Below are 14,098 nucleotides of genomic sequence, written 5' to 3'. Positions count from 1 at the left end.
GTTAGGCCCGGGAGGGAGCGGCCCTAAGGCCGGCGGGGTGTGTTCGCGGGTGCTCGGGGTGAGAGGTAGGTGCGGAGGACCGGCGCAGGGGGCGCAGGCCACCTCGGGGGGATGCCGCCGGGCCCCTCGCGGCATCCCCTACCATTTTCAATCGAAAAGCCGTTTTAGGCAGGTGTTTGGGATGTAAAGTTTAAACCGGTGTTTATACAGTTATTAATCGGCGCGGTGGCCTACCGGGCGGGCGCCGGCCGGCCTCGGCGACGGGCCGGCTGTGGAACCCCCTCCCCTCCGTGGCTCGCGGCCGCGCAAGCGGCACGGCGAAACGCCGTGGGAGGGCGAAGGCACCTAGGTCGTATGGAAATGAACTCCTCGCCGGGAGGGATGACGGCCTAGGCAGGCGTGGGATGCCCTCCCCGCGGGGCAGGGTCAAACAGGCCCCATGAAAGGCCACGGTGAGGGCCGGGTGGACCCCTAGACAGATCCCGCCTAAACAGAAGAGGGGGTACGAGTAGGCCACCGCGCCGCATTTAAAACTTACTCGTGCTCTGAAACCATGGGTATGTTCAGGCTGCTGGACCTCTTCGCGGGTGCTGGGGGCTTCTCGAGGGGATTCAAGGAAGAGGGCTTCAGGATAGAGTTGGGAGTGGAGAACATGCCTGTTATAGCCGAGACATACGCGGCTAACTTCCCAGAAGCCAAAGTTTTGGCCTCGGATATCCGCGAAGTCCACTCCTCCGAGATTTTGAAGCTCCTGGGAGGCAGACCCGACGTCGTGATAGGTGGTCCACCGTGCGAGGGCTTCACACGCGCTAATCCACGGCGGAGAGAGGATCCTTACGAGAGGCTCTACGATGACCCGCTCGGCTCCCTCGTTCTGCATTTCATAAGAATAGTCGGTGACCTCGAGCCGAAGGTTTTCGTTATGGAGAATGTCCCAGGGATCGTGGACGACGGTTTAGACGTACTCCTTAGGAGGGAGTTCGCCGCTGTGGGCTTCAGCAAAATCTACTTCAACATTCTGAGGGCTGAGGACTACGGCACGCCCTCCCACCGAACTCGCATTTTCATCTCCAACATACCGATCAACCCCCCTAAGGGGAGAAAGGTCGTCGTCTTCGAGGCGATTAAAGATTTACCGCCGCCCGACGTCTACCACGGGATACCGAACCACGAGCCGGTACCACTGGGCCCGCGTAGGCTTAAGCGAATCTCAAAGCTTAAATGGGGCGAACCCCTCGTGAGGTACAGGGGCTACAAGGGGAGAGTGCTCCATAACATAATTAGGCTTCACCCGTACCGCGTCGCCCCGACTGTCATGGGGTCTTCGCGCTTTGTACACCCGTTCGAGGACAGGCTTCTCACGGTCAGAGAGCAAGCGCGCCTGATGGGTTTCCCGGACTACCATGTTTTTCTCGGTGGAAGAGACCTCCAGTTCAACCAGGTAGGGGAAGCTGTGCCGGTCCCACTGGCGAGAGCTATAGCGCGGGAGGTCAAAAAATACCTTGTGAGCGAGGCGTAGCCATTTTTCAATGAAAAATGATATAAATTGTACCGCGTGACGGGGATTTGGTGTTTTATGTACAAGCTGATAGTGTTTGAGGACGTGATAAGAATACCTCCGCGGCTCTTCGGTAAACCGCTGAGAGAAGCAGCCTTGGAAATACTTAGGGAGAGCTTTGAGGGCAGGGTGCTTGAAGGCATCGGGCTCGTAGTCTCCGTGCTCGATGCTGAGGCATCCGAGGAGGGATACCTGACCTTCGGCGACGGGAGCTCTTACCACCAGGCCCGCTTCACGGCATTAGTGTTTAGCGCTGTAAACCAGGAGGTCGTCGAAGGGGAGGTCGTACTAGTGGAGAACATAGGAATCACCGTTAGGCTCGGGGCTGTTGATGGTTTTGTCCACAAATCTCAGGTTTTTCCGACAAGAGACGTTATGTACGATAGGGATCAAGGCATCGTCATAGCCGAAAGCGGTAAGAGGATAATCAGAAGAGGGGACATCGTTCGGGCGCGCGTCATAGGCGTCGGCTACGACGAGCAGAGAGGGGTCATGCGCGTGCGCCTGACGATGCGTCAGCCTTACCTCGGGAAACTCGAGTACGTCAAAGAGCTAATAGAGAGGGCTCGGGGTGAGAAGCAAGGTGCCTAAGAGAAAGCTGCCTCTAAAAGCCTGCACAAACTGCAAGGCGCTTCTGAACGACGACGTGGAAGTTTGCCCGGTGTGCGGGGGACGCGAATTCTCTGACGACTGGGACGGCTTCGTGGCTGTTGTGGACGTCGAGAACTCGCAGGTGGCCAAACTGCTAGGCATCCGGAAGCCCGGAATCTACGCCTTGAAGGTGCGCTAGGAATGGCAGTCGACAGGTCCCTACTTCTATCACGCCCGGTGGAAGACCTAACCCTGCTCGACGCAGCCGAGGATGCTGCCAGGCTGGTCAAACTGCTCGAGAAAGTGGGCGGCTTCTCCACCAGGTACGTTGTGAAGAGCGTGGAGACCCTGCTCGAGATGTACAGAAGCGGGGCTACAGTTTTTCTAAGCTTCCCAGCAAACTTGGTAGCAACCGGGCTCAGAGGTCTCATAGCGGACTTCATCGAGCACGGGTTAGCGCAAGCGGTGATCACCACCGGTGGCACGTACGACCACGATATAGCGAGGGGGCAGGGCTACAAGTACTACGTCGGCGAGTTTGAGTACGATGACGCTTTCCTGCTAGAGCTGGAAATCCACAGGCTGGGGAACATCCTCATACCCTTCGAGAACTACGGTCCTCCTATCGAGGGCTTCACCCACATAATGCTGGAGGAGCTAGTGAGAATTAAGCAGGAGTGGTCCCCCAGCGAGCTCGCGCTCGAGGCGGGAAGGAGGCTCACCGATGAAAACTCCATTTTGAGGCAGGCCTTTCGGAAAGGTGTCCCCGTGTTTGCGCCGGGCCTGGTTGATTCCGCCTTCGGGACCGCTATATACACCTTCAATGAGAAGAGCAGGTCGAGCTCCGAGGTGAAGCCGGTACAGCTCAACGTCGTAGCAGATATGGGGAAAATAGCTGAGATGGTCTTCGCGGCTGAGAAGCTGGGTGGGATAATGCTCGGCGGGGGCATCTCGAAGCATCACCTCATCTGGTGGGCGCAGTTCCGAGAGGGCCTTGACTACGCCGTCGCGATAACCTCGGCGCCCGAGTGGGACGGTAGCTTGAGCGGGGCTAGAACGCGCGAGGCTATAAGCTGGGGTAAGGTGAAGCCAAAGGCCGCACACGTTACCGTCCCCGGAGACGCGACGCTGATCTTCCCGGTAATTGCAGGCTACGTGGCGAAGGAAATGGGTGTGGTTTAATGAACATCCTGGTACCCGTCGTGGGACTTTTCATCTCCTTCCTACTAGTCAGGCTGACAGCGGAGCCGCTGATCAGCTACCTTAGAGCCCGAGGCCTCGTGCGGCCGGACGCTCACAAGCCCGGGAGCCCGGAGGTTGCTCATAGTGGCGGTGTGATCCTCTTCCTCGGCGTCTCCGTGGCTGTTGCCCTAGCAGCACTGGCCGCCGAGCCCACGGCTTCCGCTAGGGTGCTGGTGGCCTTCGCGAGCGCGGCCATATGCTTCGCCGTGGGGCTCGTCGACGACATTAAGATACTGAGAGGCCCTGTGAAGACGCTCCTAAGCATCCTCGGGATACTACCAATACTCGTGGTCGGCGTCACTAGCCCGGGTCTGATAGAGTGGGGTAGGCCCGAGCTACCCCTGATCGGGAGGTTGAGGCTCACCATAATATACTGGGCCCTCATGCCTATCTCAGTCGCGGGCGCTGCGAACGTCGTGAACATGCTGGACGTGATGAACGGAGTGGTCCCGGGAACCTCCATTGTTATCTTTTCAGCGCTCGCCCTCATCGGCGCTATCTTGAACAGAGAGGCGACCCTTACCCTCTCGCTCATCACGCTGGGAGCTCTACTCGCCTACTACAGGTACAACGCCTACCCCGCGAGAGTTTTCAACGGGGACAGCGGGAGCCTTTTTCTCGGAGCTCTCATCGGAGCACTAGCGGTCGTTGACCACCTCGAGTTCGTAGCCTTGACGCTCCTACTTCCGCACATTCTCAACGGCTTCTTCATCCTGGTGAGTTTCAGGGGGTTCAGGGAGCACCGCGAGGTGAGGAAGAGACCTATCTTAGTCGATAGCGACGGGACCCTGCGCGCGAACAGCGACCCAGAGGCCCCCCTATCCCTGACGCGCCTCATACTAGCCGTGGGAGGCCCCTCGAGCGAGCGGGAGGTGGCTAAAGCCTACGTCGCGATCGAGATCTTCGCAGCGGCCCTAGCTGTTCTCTCGGCTCTTCTCACACCGACGCGGTGATACGTGTGAGGCTGGGGAGAGTCCTCGTCGTCGTGGGCATCATTATTCTCGCAACCTGGCTGATACTCTTAGCGATAGTCGTGGCGGCCGAGTCGGTGGCAAGGCTCTTCACCGGAGTGTACAGGAGCGTCGTGGGCCTGGGCGTTTTTCTGGCATTCTTGGCGTTAGCGGTGGCGTTAGCGGAGGCTTTAAGAGTAAGGTTTCTACCGAAGCTCATCTCCGCCCGAGCTTAGTCTTCCAGAGGAGAGTGCTGGAGAGCCTCACCCCTCCAACCGTTAGTATCTCAACGGCGTATATCCGTAAGGGCGGTAGGCCTTTAATTCGCCTCAAGATATTGATCAGGAAAGCACCGTGCAGCGTTTCCTCCGACACGAAAATGCAGTCGGCCTCCCCGTCGTCCACCGCTGGCCCGTACACATCGTGGATCTCGACAACTTCCACGCCTAAGCCGGGGCTCACCTCGCTGAGGTACCTCAGGACAGCGTCCACGCGCTCCCGGAAGGGCTCAACAGGGTGGCCCTTACTCCTAGCCAGCTCGTCCGCAGTCACACCCACAAGCAGGCTCTCAGAGCGCTCAGCCGCGAATCCGAGGAGCAGCTTGTGGCCTTCATGGAGCAGGGAGAAGGTTCCGCCGACCACACCCTTCCTGCAGGGCTTCCCGGAAGCTTTCGCCACATGTGCTAAAGCATAGCGTAGCTTTTGACCTTTGCCTCACTAATGTCTTCGAACAGGAGTGTCTGAGACGATCCAAGGGTAAAAATGGAGTATAGATCAGATGTTTAGGGGGTCAACTTGACTCCATAGCCGTAAACTTCCACGACACACATGATTGTTGATTAGGAGAACTATGGTGAGAATCAAAAGTCAAAAATGGGGGTGAACCCATTAAGGAGTGAGATTGCGGCAACCCCATGGTGGGCCCTGTGAGCGGTGAGGTCATACGCACGGAGGGGCTAACGAGGGTTTACAAAGTCCTAAGCCGGGGGTTCTACGACCCAGGTGTTTACTACGAGACGCTGGGAGGGAGGTTCCTGTACGAGGTGCTCATGCGCGCCGTCGTGGGGGAGGTTGAGGTCCGCGCGCTGGACGGGGTCTCGATAAGGGTTAGGAAGGGCGAGTTTGTCTGCCTTCTGGGCCCGAACGGCTCTGGGAAGACCACGCTGATCAAGATCCTTGCGACCTTAATCCCTCCGACTAGTGGAAGGGCCGAGGTCATGGGCTACGACGTCGAGAAGGATAGAGACGAGGTCGTTAAGCACGTCACCTACATACCCTCTGTGATGGGGGCGACCGCGTGGGCCCAGCTCAGGCTCACTGTGAGGCAGAACCTGAGGATAATGTCGCGGCTCTTCGGCATAGACCTCGAGGAAGTCCTGGGGGCGGCCAGGAGGCTAGGACTCTCGGAGGTGATGGACAGGCCTCTGGGGTCCCTGTCGACTGGGCAGCAAGCCAGGGTCGGCTTGCTCATCGGGATCCTCAGGAGGACCCCCGTTTACCTGCTCGACGAGCCGATGATGGGCTTGAGCCCTGAGGCCGTGAGGACGGTCAAGGACTACCTAGGCAAGCTGAACAGGGAGTTCGGCGTCACGATACTCTACGCCACCCACCACCCCCTGGAGATCCAGGAGGAGGCCAGCAGGGTTATCATTCTTAGGAACGGCAGGGTCGTAGCGGATGGGGGAGTCGAGGAGCTGATAAAGCGGGCGAAGGTTGAGGAGTCCGTGCAGATGGAGGTCTACAACGCGTACTTCGACCTGAGGCATGCGCTGGAGGGGTTGAGGGAGCTCGGAGTGAGGTATGTAAGCCTCAGGGGTCTGAGTCCCGAGGAGGGCAGGTACGAGGTAGCGCTGGGGGTTGAAAACGCGGATGAGGTGTTGCCCAGGTTGCTGGAGAGGCTTGTATCAGAGGGGGCTAAGATCGTCAGGCTGAAGGTGAAGAGAGCGAACCTCGAGGACGCGTACCTTTACTACGTGGGTGGGACAGGTGGCTAGGACGCCACGCCTGCTGGAGGCTGCCAAGGTCAACCTGAGGCACTTGGCTACCTTCTACTACGAGGAGATATCAAACATTGCGGTCTGGTGGGTTTGGAACATCCCATTCCAGCTCCTTCAAGTGGTCTTCACGTTGCTCCTCTTCAAATACTATGCCCTGGCCTTCGGGGGGTCGAGCAGTCTCTATGGAGGCAACTTCATGGCGTTCATAATCTCAGGGCTTATGGTTAACGCGCTCCTGGACAGCGCCCTCACAGTTTACTATGAGGCTATAGGGGCCCTCTACCTAGGCAGAGTGGGGCTGGGAGGAGTCCACCTCTCGAGGAGGGATTACCTACAGCTAGCTGGAGTATCACCGCTCACCTTCGTATTCGCCAGGGTCAGCTGGAGGTTCCTTATGGAGGCAGTGATGTTCGCCCTGTACCTGGTTATCGGGGTAGCGTTTTTCAACTTCCCGGTCTCTACGTGGGGGGACCCCGCTCTCGCTGCGGGAATAATCCTGCTCGGCGTGATCGCCTGCAGCGGCCTAGGCTTAATCTCCGCCTCGATGTACTGGATCGCCGGCTCCTACAGGGGGGTCGAGCCCATCTCCTGGTTTGTAAGGCTGGCGGTCCCTCTGGTGGCGGGGGTCTACGTACCTACCGAGGTCCTGCCCCACGAGCTAAGGCTGCTAGGGAGCATGCTACCTCAGACCTACGTGATCGGCGCAGTCAGGGAGGTGATGCTTAGGGGGGCGAAGCTACCTGAGGTTGCACCCAGCCTAGCAGTGCTGGCTTTTCAGGCAGCAGTACTGGTCCCCCTCGGCCTCCTACTCCTTAGGTTCTCCCTCTCGCTCGCCAGGAAAAGGGCCACAATGTACTGACCGCTCACGCGCGTTTCACTCCTTCAAATTACGTGCGCCCTCGCGATGCAGTCCACCCGCTTTGCTGAAAGAGCGCTCGGATCGTGTCAGTGACGCGCATTAGTCAAGCACTTAGAGGTCCTTAGCCCCTTGTCGCATGTTTGAGGCAGATCTACTTCGGACTCAATATGTAACCTCATGAGTCCCTGACTCGTGGCATTACGTCTAGGGCTCTAGATACATGATTAGAGTACCTAGCGAGGGGTCCCCCGCCGGGAAACTTGCAGTAGTAGTTAAAAAACTGTCTTGAACCAGAAACCATGGACACTGATCCTCAGACGGCTTTTGACAATGAAGTTACTCAACTCACTATAATGTTTATATTATTTATATTAAAACGCCTCTTTGGCTCTTTCTTGGAGACTTGCCGTGAGATGGAGCGAGCTACCGAGGTCAGCTAGGTACTACATTCTTTACCATGCCATGGTGGCGCCGCTCCTCTTCACGTGGTATATGGTACCCTATGACTTCCTCGAAGAGGGATACACTGTGCTGGAGCTGGGAATACTCCTCACAGCCGTGAATGTTTTCTCGATACCGGCGAAGTTCCTGGTTGGCAGGTACTTCACGTTCCACGATGTAAAGAAGGGGTTGCTGCTCATCGACGTGCTGGAATCTACGTCGCTACTCCTCCTCTACTTTGCTACGGGAAGCATGGTTCCGCTCTTTGTGGGGGTCTCGCTCCTTGTATCGAACGTAGCCGCAACACTGTACCCGCTCTACCAGGCGTACGAGAGGGCAGTTTACCCTGAGGACAGGATGAAGGAGGCTCTTGTGTGGCACATGAGCCTGCCGGAGGCCGCGGCAGTGCTTAGCTACCCATTCTTGGGCTATGTGTTCGGCGTGCTGTGTCCGAGCTTAGACTGCGTCAGGAACGGCTTCCTGGTCTTCGCGGCGGTTGACATGATGCTGGCCCTGTATATCCTGAGGTTTTTCCAGCCAGTAGTTCTGAGAGAGGAGGAAGAAAACGCGTCCATACTGGAGGATCTCAAAGCCCTAGTCCAGGTGCTCAGAGGTAAGCTAAGGCTGTACTTCGCGGTCAACGTGCTGTACCTGCTGGCTTGGCGGCTCGTCCCAACCTTCGTCGTTGTAAATTACATCGTTGAGGAGTATGGCGGGAACCTCTTCCATGTAGCACTGCTGGAGGCATCGGTAAGCCTTGCCACTGTAGCCTCAATGTTCGTCGTAAACGAAATACCGGAGCGCCACGGCTTCCATACAATGATGCTTTCCGTCATAGGCGCGGCTATCGCAACGCTCATATTTTACGCGAAGCCACCCTTCGAAATACTGCTCCTCCTCGGCTTCGCTGCGAGAATGTTTGATTCGGCGTGGTTTGTCTTTAACAGGAACTGGCTCTTCAAAACAGTATCTAGGGAAGAGGCGGCTCTGATCTCCGCGGGTGTATCGGCGTTGAACTCCACGATGTTCTTAGCAATGCCCTTAGTTACGGGCACGCTTGCTGCGATATCCCCGAGCTTGCCATACCTTGCAGGGTTCCTACTGATGGTTTCTACACTACCACTCTTATTAAAGGCGTCAAAGACGAGAAAGAACGGATAGTATGATAGTTTGGTTATCGGCAATCTGCAGGGAGATCTGCCTTTACTTCAGGGAGTCTGTGGAGAAGTAACTCAGCACTCAAGATCTCTTTCATTCTCCCTCCTCATGTAGATTCGAAGGGAGTCGCGGCCTGCCTGGGTCATCACTGTTCATTGCAGTGGCAGGGTTTTATTTAAAACTCGCCTGTACCTGCGCCATCCTTCAAACGAAGTGCTTGCTTTCGCAGCAAATATAAGGTGAAAACCAGAGTCTTCAAGAGAGCAGCGGGTAGTTGCAGGCGTGCTGTAAGGTTGCTCCTTTAGCTTCTTACGCGCATTATCTTATAGCGGCCCATAACCTCCCATACCTCCACTTCTGCCCCCTCCGACAGCTTGCTCTTGATTTCCTCCTCTGCGGGCATGGGGACCTCAAACGTGCTGTAGTCATCCAGGCTCATCAGCTGTAGGTAGTCTCCGGTGATCGACACAACCTGCGCGTTGAACTTCCTTATCATCGGCACGTCGACCTTAGCGTCTGTCGGGACCACGATGCTCCTCTTGGCCCCGTCGAAGAAGCCTATGCCGACTATCCTCGCTTTAGCCGAGCCGTGCTTCCCGGTCTTGCTCTTCTCAACCTCCACGACCTTGCAGGGCTCCCCGTCGATGACTATGAAAGACCCAACCTTAATGTTTCCAGCCTCCTCCGGGCGCGTGCTCATAGTCTCACATGCGTGAACTAGGCTTTAAGCTTAAAAACTTATGCTACTGCACACGGCTGTTAGCGTTTAGAAAACGAAGACTTTTAGCCTGGGCTCGACGGGCTCCAGGTACTTTCTCAGCACGCTTGGCACCTTCACGTAACCGTCAGGTGTCTGGTAGTTTTCAACTATCGCCGTTATCGTTCGCTGGATAGCTAGCGCGGTGCTGTTCAGCGTGTGGACGTACCCCTTGCTCGGCGCGCCTTTCACCTCCGCGTACCTAATGTTGAGCCTGTAGCTCTGCCAATCAGTGCAGTTGCTGCAGGAGACCATCTCCCTGTACTTCCCCTGAGCCGGCATCCAGGCCTCGAGGTCGTACTTCTTCGCGGCTACCACGCCTAGGTCGCCTGAAGCGATGTTGACCACCCTGTAGGGGATGCCTAGGCCCTGCCACAGCTCCTCGGCGTTTTTGATCAGTTTCTCGTGCCACTCCCAGGACTCGTCGGGGTGCGAGAAAACGAACTGCTCCACCTTGTTGAAGTGGTGTACGCGGAATATGCCTTTCATGTCTTTCCCGTGAGCCCCGGCTTCCTTGCGGAAAGAGGGGCTAATGCCAGCGTAGAGGAGGGGGAGGTCTTTCTCGGCAATAACGTCGTTCGCGTGTAAAGCGGCTATGGGGTGCTCGGCTGTGCCTATCAGGTAGAGATCCTCGTTTTCTATCTTGTACACCATGTCCCTGAAGTCGTCGAAGCTGATCACCCCCTCAAGCACTCCCTGCTTAAGCATTAGGGGCGGCTGGAGTATGGTGAAGCCTTTCTTGGCCAGGCACTCGAGAGCGTACATCGTAAGGGCTATATCCAGCCAAACAAGGTCATCGAACGCGTAGTAAAACCGGGAGCCGGCAACCTCAGACGCTTTCTCCGTGCTGGTAAGCCCTTTACCCTCTAGGAAGTCCGCGTGCCCGACGGGTTTCCAGTCGGTGACCTCGTACTCGACGTTGAACCCCTTCTCCCTCGTCTCCCTGAGGAACGCCTCGAGGAACTCTCGGGGCACGCGCGGCTTGCCCCAGTAGCGCACCGGAACGTTGAACGTCTCGTCAGGGCCTATAGGCACACTCTCGTGGATGATATTAGGGATCCTCCTGAGGATGCTCTCCCTCTCGCTCTCCAGGGACGACAGCTCCCTCTCGATAGCCTGCAGCTTTTCACGGAGCCTCCGGGCCTCGCTTACAGCCCTCTCCCTCTCTTGGGCCGGTAGCTTACCTATCTGCTCGGACACCTTGTTCAGCTCGTGCCGAGCTTCATCGTACTCTCGCTTCTTTGCGCGCCACATCTCGTCGAGCTTCAGCGCCTCATCTACAAGAGAAGGATCCATGAACCGCGCCTTTAAGTTCCACCTGAGCTTTTCAGGATCGTTTCTCAAGTAGTAGAGTATTGACCACATCCCGCTCAACAACTCTTGGCAGGGGTGTTTTTAAGTAGTTAACGCCGGAGCGCTACTCAGCCCTGTCAGGGTTTTCTGTCGTAAAAGAGAGAAATCTTTAGAGAGTGCTAGGTGGAATGGACGTGAAAAATATAAGACGTTTTTACAATACACACTATTGTGGGAGTGGTTATGGCGGAGAGACGTCGTGGAGTAAAAGGACTTGGGATAGAGTCTTTGCCGTATAGGATAAAGATGTACTCCAACAATCAGGTCCTCGTGCCGGCCAGCCTCGTGAGAAAGCTCGGGTTGCGGGACGTCGTTGAGGCTCAGGTGACGATAAGGTATGCCGGCTTGGAGCACACGTTTACGGCGAGGCTTCTTAAGACGAAGTACACGGATTCCAGGCAGTTCACCTTGCCTAAGGAGTTGCGCGAAAAACTCTCCATACCGCCGGGCGCTGAGGTAGAAGTCGTGAGTATAAAGCCGCTCAAGGTGCATGAGTGAGTATCATACGACGCCAAAGGGCTCCTCTGCCTGCTGGCGACCCTGGAGAGATGCGACGATGAGTAGCGCGCCCATAACGAAGTTGAAAAGCTCTGATACAGAGCTAGCGATGAGCCCCACTAGCTGTTCCTTTTCACCAGCAGCGTAAATGGGTGAAACATACTTCAGCGTGCTCAGAGACCCCTTAACGTAGGAGATTATGTTTTCATAGTTCTTGAGTATGCTCTCGCCAACTTTAACCAGCTCTGGGTCGTTTAGCATGCCGACTATTTCCTCTCTCGCTATCTTTAAGAGGTTCTCAAGAGTTTGTAAACCCAGAGGTATCGCTGAGTCGTAGTCTTTCCTTGCAAGGTACTCACTGAATTTCTGAGTGTACTCTTTCATCATCTCACTAAGCGCGACAACCGATGTCATCTTTATTTTCACCAGAAAGGCAATAAATTGCAAGATAGGTTTTTCGTCGTTATTTAGCTCTAGGAGTACCTGGGCGAACCAGGTCGCGCGCCGTAGGCTGGTAGGACTTGTCGATAGTGCTGAGCCCATGAAAACCGGGAGAGGGATCTCGGGTCAGTGAAGGGGGCCAGTGAGGGCAGAAAAGGAGGAGCCGTGCAAATTGGGCCAATATGTTTTTAAACGCATGAGTCTTCCTTTTTTCCTAGTGGTGGCTTTGATAACTAAGAGTGACGTGGAGAAGAAGCTCAAGAGCATGTTCAAGGACGCTCAATTCGAGGTTCAGGTTAACGGTAAGAGCGTGAAGGTTGCCGTTGACGGGGTAGGGGAGACGCCGGGCGAGCTTTTTACAAAGATCGGAGAGTTTGTAGAGTCGCTCACGCGGTTGACGGGCAACAGGGACGTGGACGTCATCGTCAGCATGCAGGGATCAGCTTTCGGAGTTGAAATTGAGATATATTAGAACTTGCACTCCCTGATTTTTTCCTTAAGCCACGCTACTCTGTCTTCAACAAGGCTCACAATGTCTTCACTGCTGGCGGTGCGTTCATCGCCGACAAGGAATGGGCTGGCGTCGCCACCGGCTATTCTAGAAAGCACTAGCGCCCAGACCCTGGACACGGTAGATGGAACGTACCCCCCTCCGCCCGTTACGAGCACTGGAGTACCGCTAGCCGCGTACCTTGACACAAATGATGCAAAGTGCATGTAAGAGTGCTCAGTGTAGTTTAGGTCCGTTAGAGGATCACCCCTGTGGCCGTCAACGCCAGATTGAATGATGAGGAAACCCGGTCTATACGCGTCGATCAGAGGGGTTATTACTTCCTCGAGAACCCTGACGAAGACGTCGTCGCCCGAGCCGAGGGGTACAGGTATGTTAAAGTTCCTGCAATAACCCGCCCCCTCGCCCAGCTCGTCGATCCAGCCGGTCCCGGGGTAAAAGCCGTACCCGTAGCCGTGAACGCTGATCTTAAGCACGTCGGTGGAGTAGAGTATCTGCTGAGTGCCATCCCCGTGGTGGGCATCTATGTCGATTATGGCTACCCGCTCAACGCCACGCTCGCGAAGCCACAGCGCAGTCACTGCTAAGTCATTGAAAACACAGAAGCCTCCCGCGCTTCGCCTCCGCGCGTGGTGGAAGCCACCGTTAGGGTTAAACCCAACTCCCCCCTCCAGGAGAAGCCTGCGAGCCAGCGTGAGCGTTGCGGCTGTTGTCATTAAAGCGTCCTCAAACACACCTGGGTAAGCAGGCGTGTCACCGTAATCGAGAAGACCCTTACCTTCGGTGGACTTACGCTTCACGAACTCGATGTAATCTCTATCATGCGCCCTCAGCAGCTCTTCCTCGCCTATAGGTGAGGGCTCTACGCGCTGAACAGCCAGACTTTCTTCGAGCTGCGGCAACCTCTCGCTGTAAAACAGCTTTATCCTGGTGATCCACGCGTCCCGTAGAGAGGGCGGAGTAAAAGCGATCTGTTTGAGCTCCTCCGCGTAAGCCACGAAGACCCGCATTAAGTGTCTAGGTGCGTTCTATGGCTAATTAACTTTGCCAGCTCGGTTGAGCGAGGAAGCGGATACCGCTGGCCCCAAGTCCTAAAGGCTCTTATTGCTTAAGGTTTATTATACTTGAACCATGTTTTAGTGCTTGAACGTCAATGAGCGATAGCATCTACGAGGTGCGTTGGCACGGTCGAGGAGGGCAGGGTGTTGTGACTTCCAGCGAGCTACTCGCGTTGTCGGCACTAAAGGAGGGTAAGTACGTGTACCACGCGCCAGAGTTCGGCCCTGAAAGGCGGGGGGCGCCCGTCAGGGCATACACGAGGATCAGTGATCAACCCATAGAGCTGCACTCAAGCATATACAACCCCGACGCTGTGGTAGTGATCGACCCCTCTCTCCACAACGAGGTGCAGTATATAACGCAGGGGCTTAAAAGCGGCGGGCTCATAGTCCTGAACTCGCAGAAGCCTCCTGAAGGCTTGCTGAAAATTGCCAGGGAGCTCGGGGCAAAAGTGTGGCTCGTCGATGCCTACGGCATCGCGATGGCGATATTTGGCAGGCCATTCTACAACACTCCGATGCTTGGTGCATTCGCCCGGGCGAGCGAGGTCGTGAAGCTCGAGACCGTACTCGGTGTTATCGCGGAGAGGTTCGGCAGGGACCCGAAGCTCGCTGAAAGCAATGCTGTTGCTGTGAAGAAAGCGTACGAGATGGTGAAGGAGTATGAGTGGTGAGAGCTTAGTC

At 56.1% G+C, this 14,098-nt stretch carries 17 protein-coding genes; 12 read left to right on the top strand and 5 right to left on the bottom strand.

Annotated features, from left to right (window positions below; translation table 11 throughout):
- The first annotated feature begins 559 nt into the window (after positions 1-559).
- Genes MOV14_RS05285 through MOV14_RS05260 form a run of 6 tightly spaced genes read left to right on the top strand, consistent with a single transcriptional unit; the run spans position 560 to position 4,577 of the window.
- Positions 560-1,519 carry a DNA cytosine methyltransferase gene (locus MOV14_RS05285; protein ID WP_318536305.1) on the top strand — a complete coding sequence of 320 codons (960 nt, stop codon included), beginning with the start codon at positions 560-562 and terminating at the stop codon, positions 1,517-1,519.
- A 57-nt stretch (positions 1,520-1,576) separates the two neighbouring features.
- A complete protein-coding gene (locus tag MOV14_RS05280) occupies positions 1,577-2,149 on the top strand; it encodes a DNA-directed RNA polymerase (protein ID WP_318536304.1) in 573 nt (190 codons plus the stop codon).
- On the top strand, positions 2,142-2,348 hold the full coding sequence (gene spt4, locus MOV14_RS05275) for a transcription elongation factor subunit Spt4 (protein WP_318536303.1): 207 nt from the start codon (positions 2,142-2,144) through the stop codon (positions 2,346-2,348). The genes MOV14_RS05280 and spt4 overlap by 8 nt, the downstream gene beginning before the upstream one ends.
- 2 nt (positions 2,349-2,350) lie before the next feature.
- On the top strand, positions 2,351-3,331 hold the full coding sequence (locus MOV14_RS05270) for a deoxyhypusine synthase (protein ID WP_318536302.1): 981 nt from the start codon (positions 2,351-2,353) through the stop codon (positions 3,329-3,331).
- Positions 3,331-4,344 (top strand): MraY family glycosyltransferase, encoded by a 1,014-nt coding sequence (locus tag MOV14_RS05265; protein ID WP_318536301.1) that lies wholly within the window; start codon positions 3,331-3,333, stop codon positions 4,342-4,344. Before MOV14_RS05270 ends, MOV14_RS05265 begins: the two co-directional genes overlap by 1 nt.
- A 5-nt stretch (positions 4,345-4,349) precedes the next feature.
- Entirely contained in the window at positions 4,350-4,577 is a 228-nt protein-coding gene (locus MOV14_RS05260; protein ID WP_318536300.1) for a hypothetical protein, read from the top strand.
- On the opposite strand, the gene MOV14_RS05255 is transcribed toward MOV14_RS05260, so the two are convergent.
- Positions 4,558-5,019, bottom strand: coding sequence for a pantetheine-phosphate adenylyltransferase (locus MOV14_RS05255; protein WP_318536299.1), 462 nt, complete (start codon positions 5,017-5,019; stop codon positions 4,558-4,560). The two genes, MOV14_RS05260 and MOV14_RS05255, sit on opposite strands and share 20 nt — an antisense overlap.
- 248 nt (positions 5,020-5,267) lie before the next feature.
- Between MOV14_RS05255 and MOV14_RS05250 the strand changes: the two genes are divergently transcribed.
- From MOV14_RS05250 to MOV14_RS05240, 3 genes are all read left to right on the top strand, one after another.
- The gene (locus tag MOV14_RS05250; RefSeq protein WP_318536298.1) at positions 5,268-6,335 is read left to right on the top strand and encodes an ABC transporter ATP-binding protein; all 1,068 of its coding nucleotides are present in this window, start codon (positions 5,268-5,270) and stop codon (positions 6,333-6,335) included.
- Positions 6,328-7,197, top strand: a complete 870-nt coding sequence (locus tag MOV14_RS05245) for an ABC transporter permease (protein ID WP_318536297.1) — start codon at positions 6,328-6,330, stop codon at positions 7,195-7,197. The genes MOV14_RS05250 and MOV14_RS05245 overlap by 8 nt, the downstream gene beginning before the upstream one ends.
- Before the next feature lie 408 nt (positions 7,198-7,605).
- Positions 7,606-8,799: an MFS transporter gene (locus MOV14_RS05240; protein WP_318536296.1), complete on the top strand. Its 1,194-nt coding sequence runs from the start codon at positions 7,606-7,608 to the stop codon at positions 8,797-8,799.
- A 298-nt stretch (positions 8,800-9,097) separates the two neighbouring features.
- Here MOV14_RS05240 and MOV14_RS05235 read toward each other — a convergent pair whose 3' ends face one another.
- Complete coding sequence (locus tag MOV14_RS05235; protein ID WP_318536295.1) at positions 9,098-9,496, bottom strand: translation initiation factor IF-5A; 399 nt, start codon at positions 9,494-9,496, stop codon at positions 9,098-9,100.
- A gap of 66 nt (positions 9,497-9,562) precedes the next feature.
- Entirely contained in the window at positions 9,563-10,918 is a 1,356-nt protein-coding gene (gene serS / locus MOV14_RS05230) for a serine--tRNA ligase (protein WP_318536294.1), read from the bottom strand.
- A 159-nt stretch (positions 10,919-11,077) separates the two neighbouring features.
- Between serS and MOV14_RS05225 the strand changes: the two genes are divergently transcribed.
- On the top strand, positions 11,078-11,404 hold the full coding sequence (locus tag MOV14_RS05225) for an AbrB/MazE/SpoVT family DNA-binding domain-containing protein (RefSeq protein WP_318536293.1): 327 nt from the start codon (positions 11,078-11,080) through the stop codon (positions 11,402-11,404).
- 3 nt (positions 11,405-11,407) lie between these two features.
- On the opposite strand, the gene MOV14_RS05220 is transcribed toward MOV14_RS05225, so the two are convergent.
- On the bottom strand, positions 11,408-11,818 hold the full coding sequence (locus MOV14_RS05220; RefSeq protein ID WP_318536292.1) for a hypothetical protein: 411 nt from the start codon (positions 11,816-11,818) through the stop codon (positions 11,408-11,410).
- Between the two features lie 253 nt (positions 11,819-12,071).
- Between MOV14_RS05220 and MOV14_RS05215 the strand changes: the two genes are divergently transcribed.
- Positions 12,072-12,317 carry a hypothetical protein gene (locus tag MOV14_RS05215; protein ID WP_318536291.1) on the top strand — a complete coding sequence of 82 codons (246 nt, stop codon included), beginning with the start codon at positions 12,072-12,074 and terminating at the stop codon, positions 12,315-12,317.
- Here the strand turns inward: MOV14_RS05215 and MOV14_RS05210 are convergent.
- On the bottom strand, positions 12,314-13,366 hold the full coding sequence (locus tag MOV14_RS05210) for a hypothetical protein (RefSeq protein WP_318536290.1): 1,053 nt from the start codon (positions 13,364-13,366) through the stop codon (positions 12,314-12,316). The genes MOV14_RS05215 and MOV14_RS05210 overlap by 4 nt on opposite strands.
- A 155-nt stretch (positions 13,367-13,521) precedes the next feature.
- Between MOV14_RS05210 and MOV14_RS05205 the strand changes: the two genes are divergently transcribed.
- Positions 13,522-14,088 (top strand): 2-oxoacid:acceptor oxidoreductase family protein, encoded by a 567-nt coding sequence (locus MOV14_RS05205; RefSeq protein WP_442786702.1) that lies wholly within the window; start codon positions 13,522-13,524, stop codon positions 14,086-14,088.
- Positions 14,089-14,098 lie beyond the last annotated feature (10 nt).

The sequence above is a fragment of the Infirmifilum sp. NZ genome (assembly GCF_022693705.1).
Lineage (GTDB): Archaea > Thermoproteota > Thermoprotei > Thermofilales > Thermofilaceae > Thermofilum.
This window is presented reverse-complemented; position numbering and strand designations above follow the sequence as displayed.

Coding starts and splice junctions, on each gene's coding strand:
- MOV14_RS05235 (WP_318536295.1), bottom strand. CDS start 9,496: ATGAGCACGCGCCCGGAGGAGGCTGGAAACATTAAGGTTGGGTCTTTC.
- MOV14_RS05285 (WP_318536305.1), top strand. CDS start 560: ATGTTCAGGCTGCTGGACCTCTTCGCGGGTGCTGGGGGCTTCTCGAGG.
- MOV14_RS05280 (WP_318536304.1), top strand. CDS start 1,577: ATGTACAAGCTGATAGTGTTTGAGGACGTGATAAGAATACCTCCGCGG.
- MOV14_RS05220 (WP_318536292.1), bottom strand. CDS start 11,818: ATGACATCGGTTGTCGCGCTTAGTGAGATGATGAAAGAGTACACTCAG.
- serS (WP_318536294.1), bottom strand. CDS start 10,918: ATGTGGTCAATACTCTACTACTTGAGAAACGATCCTGAAAAGCTCAGG.
- MOV14_RS05210 (WP_318536290.1), bottom strand. CDS start 13,366: ATGCGGGTCTTCGTGGCTTACGCGGAGGAGCTCAAACAGATCGCTTTT.
- MOV14_RS05265 (WP_318536301.1), top strand. CDS start 3,331: ATGAACATCCTGGTACCCGTCGTGGGACTTTTCATCTCCTTCCTACTA.
- MOV14_RS05270 (WP_318536302.1), top strand. CDS start 2,351: ATGGCAGTCGACAGGTCCCTACTTCTATCACGCCCGGTGGAAGACCTA.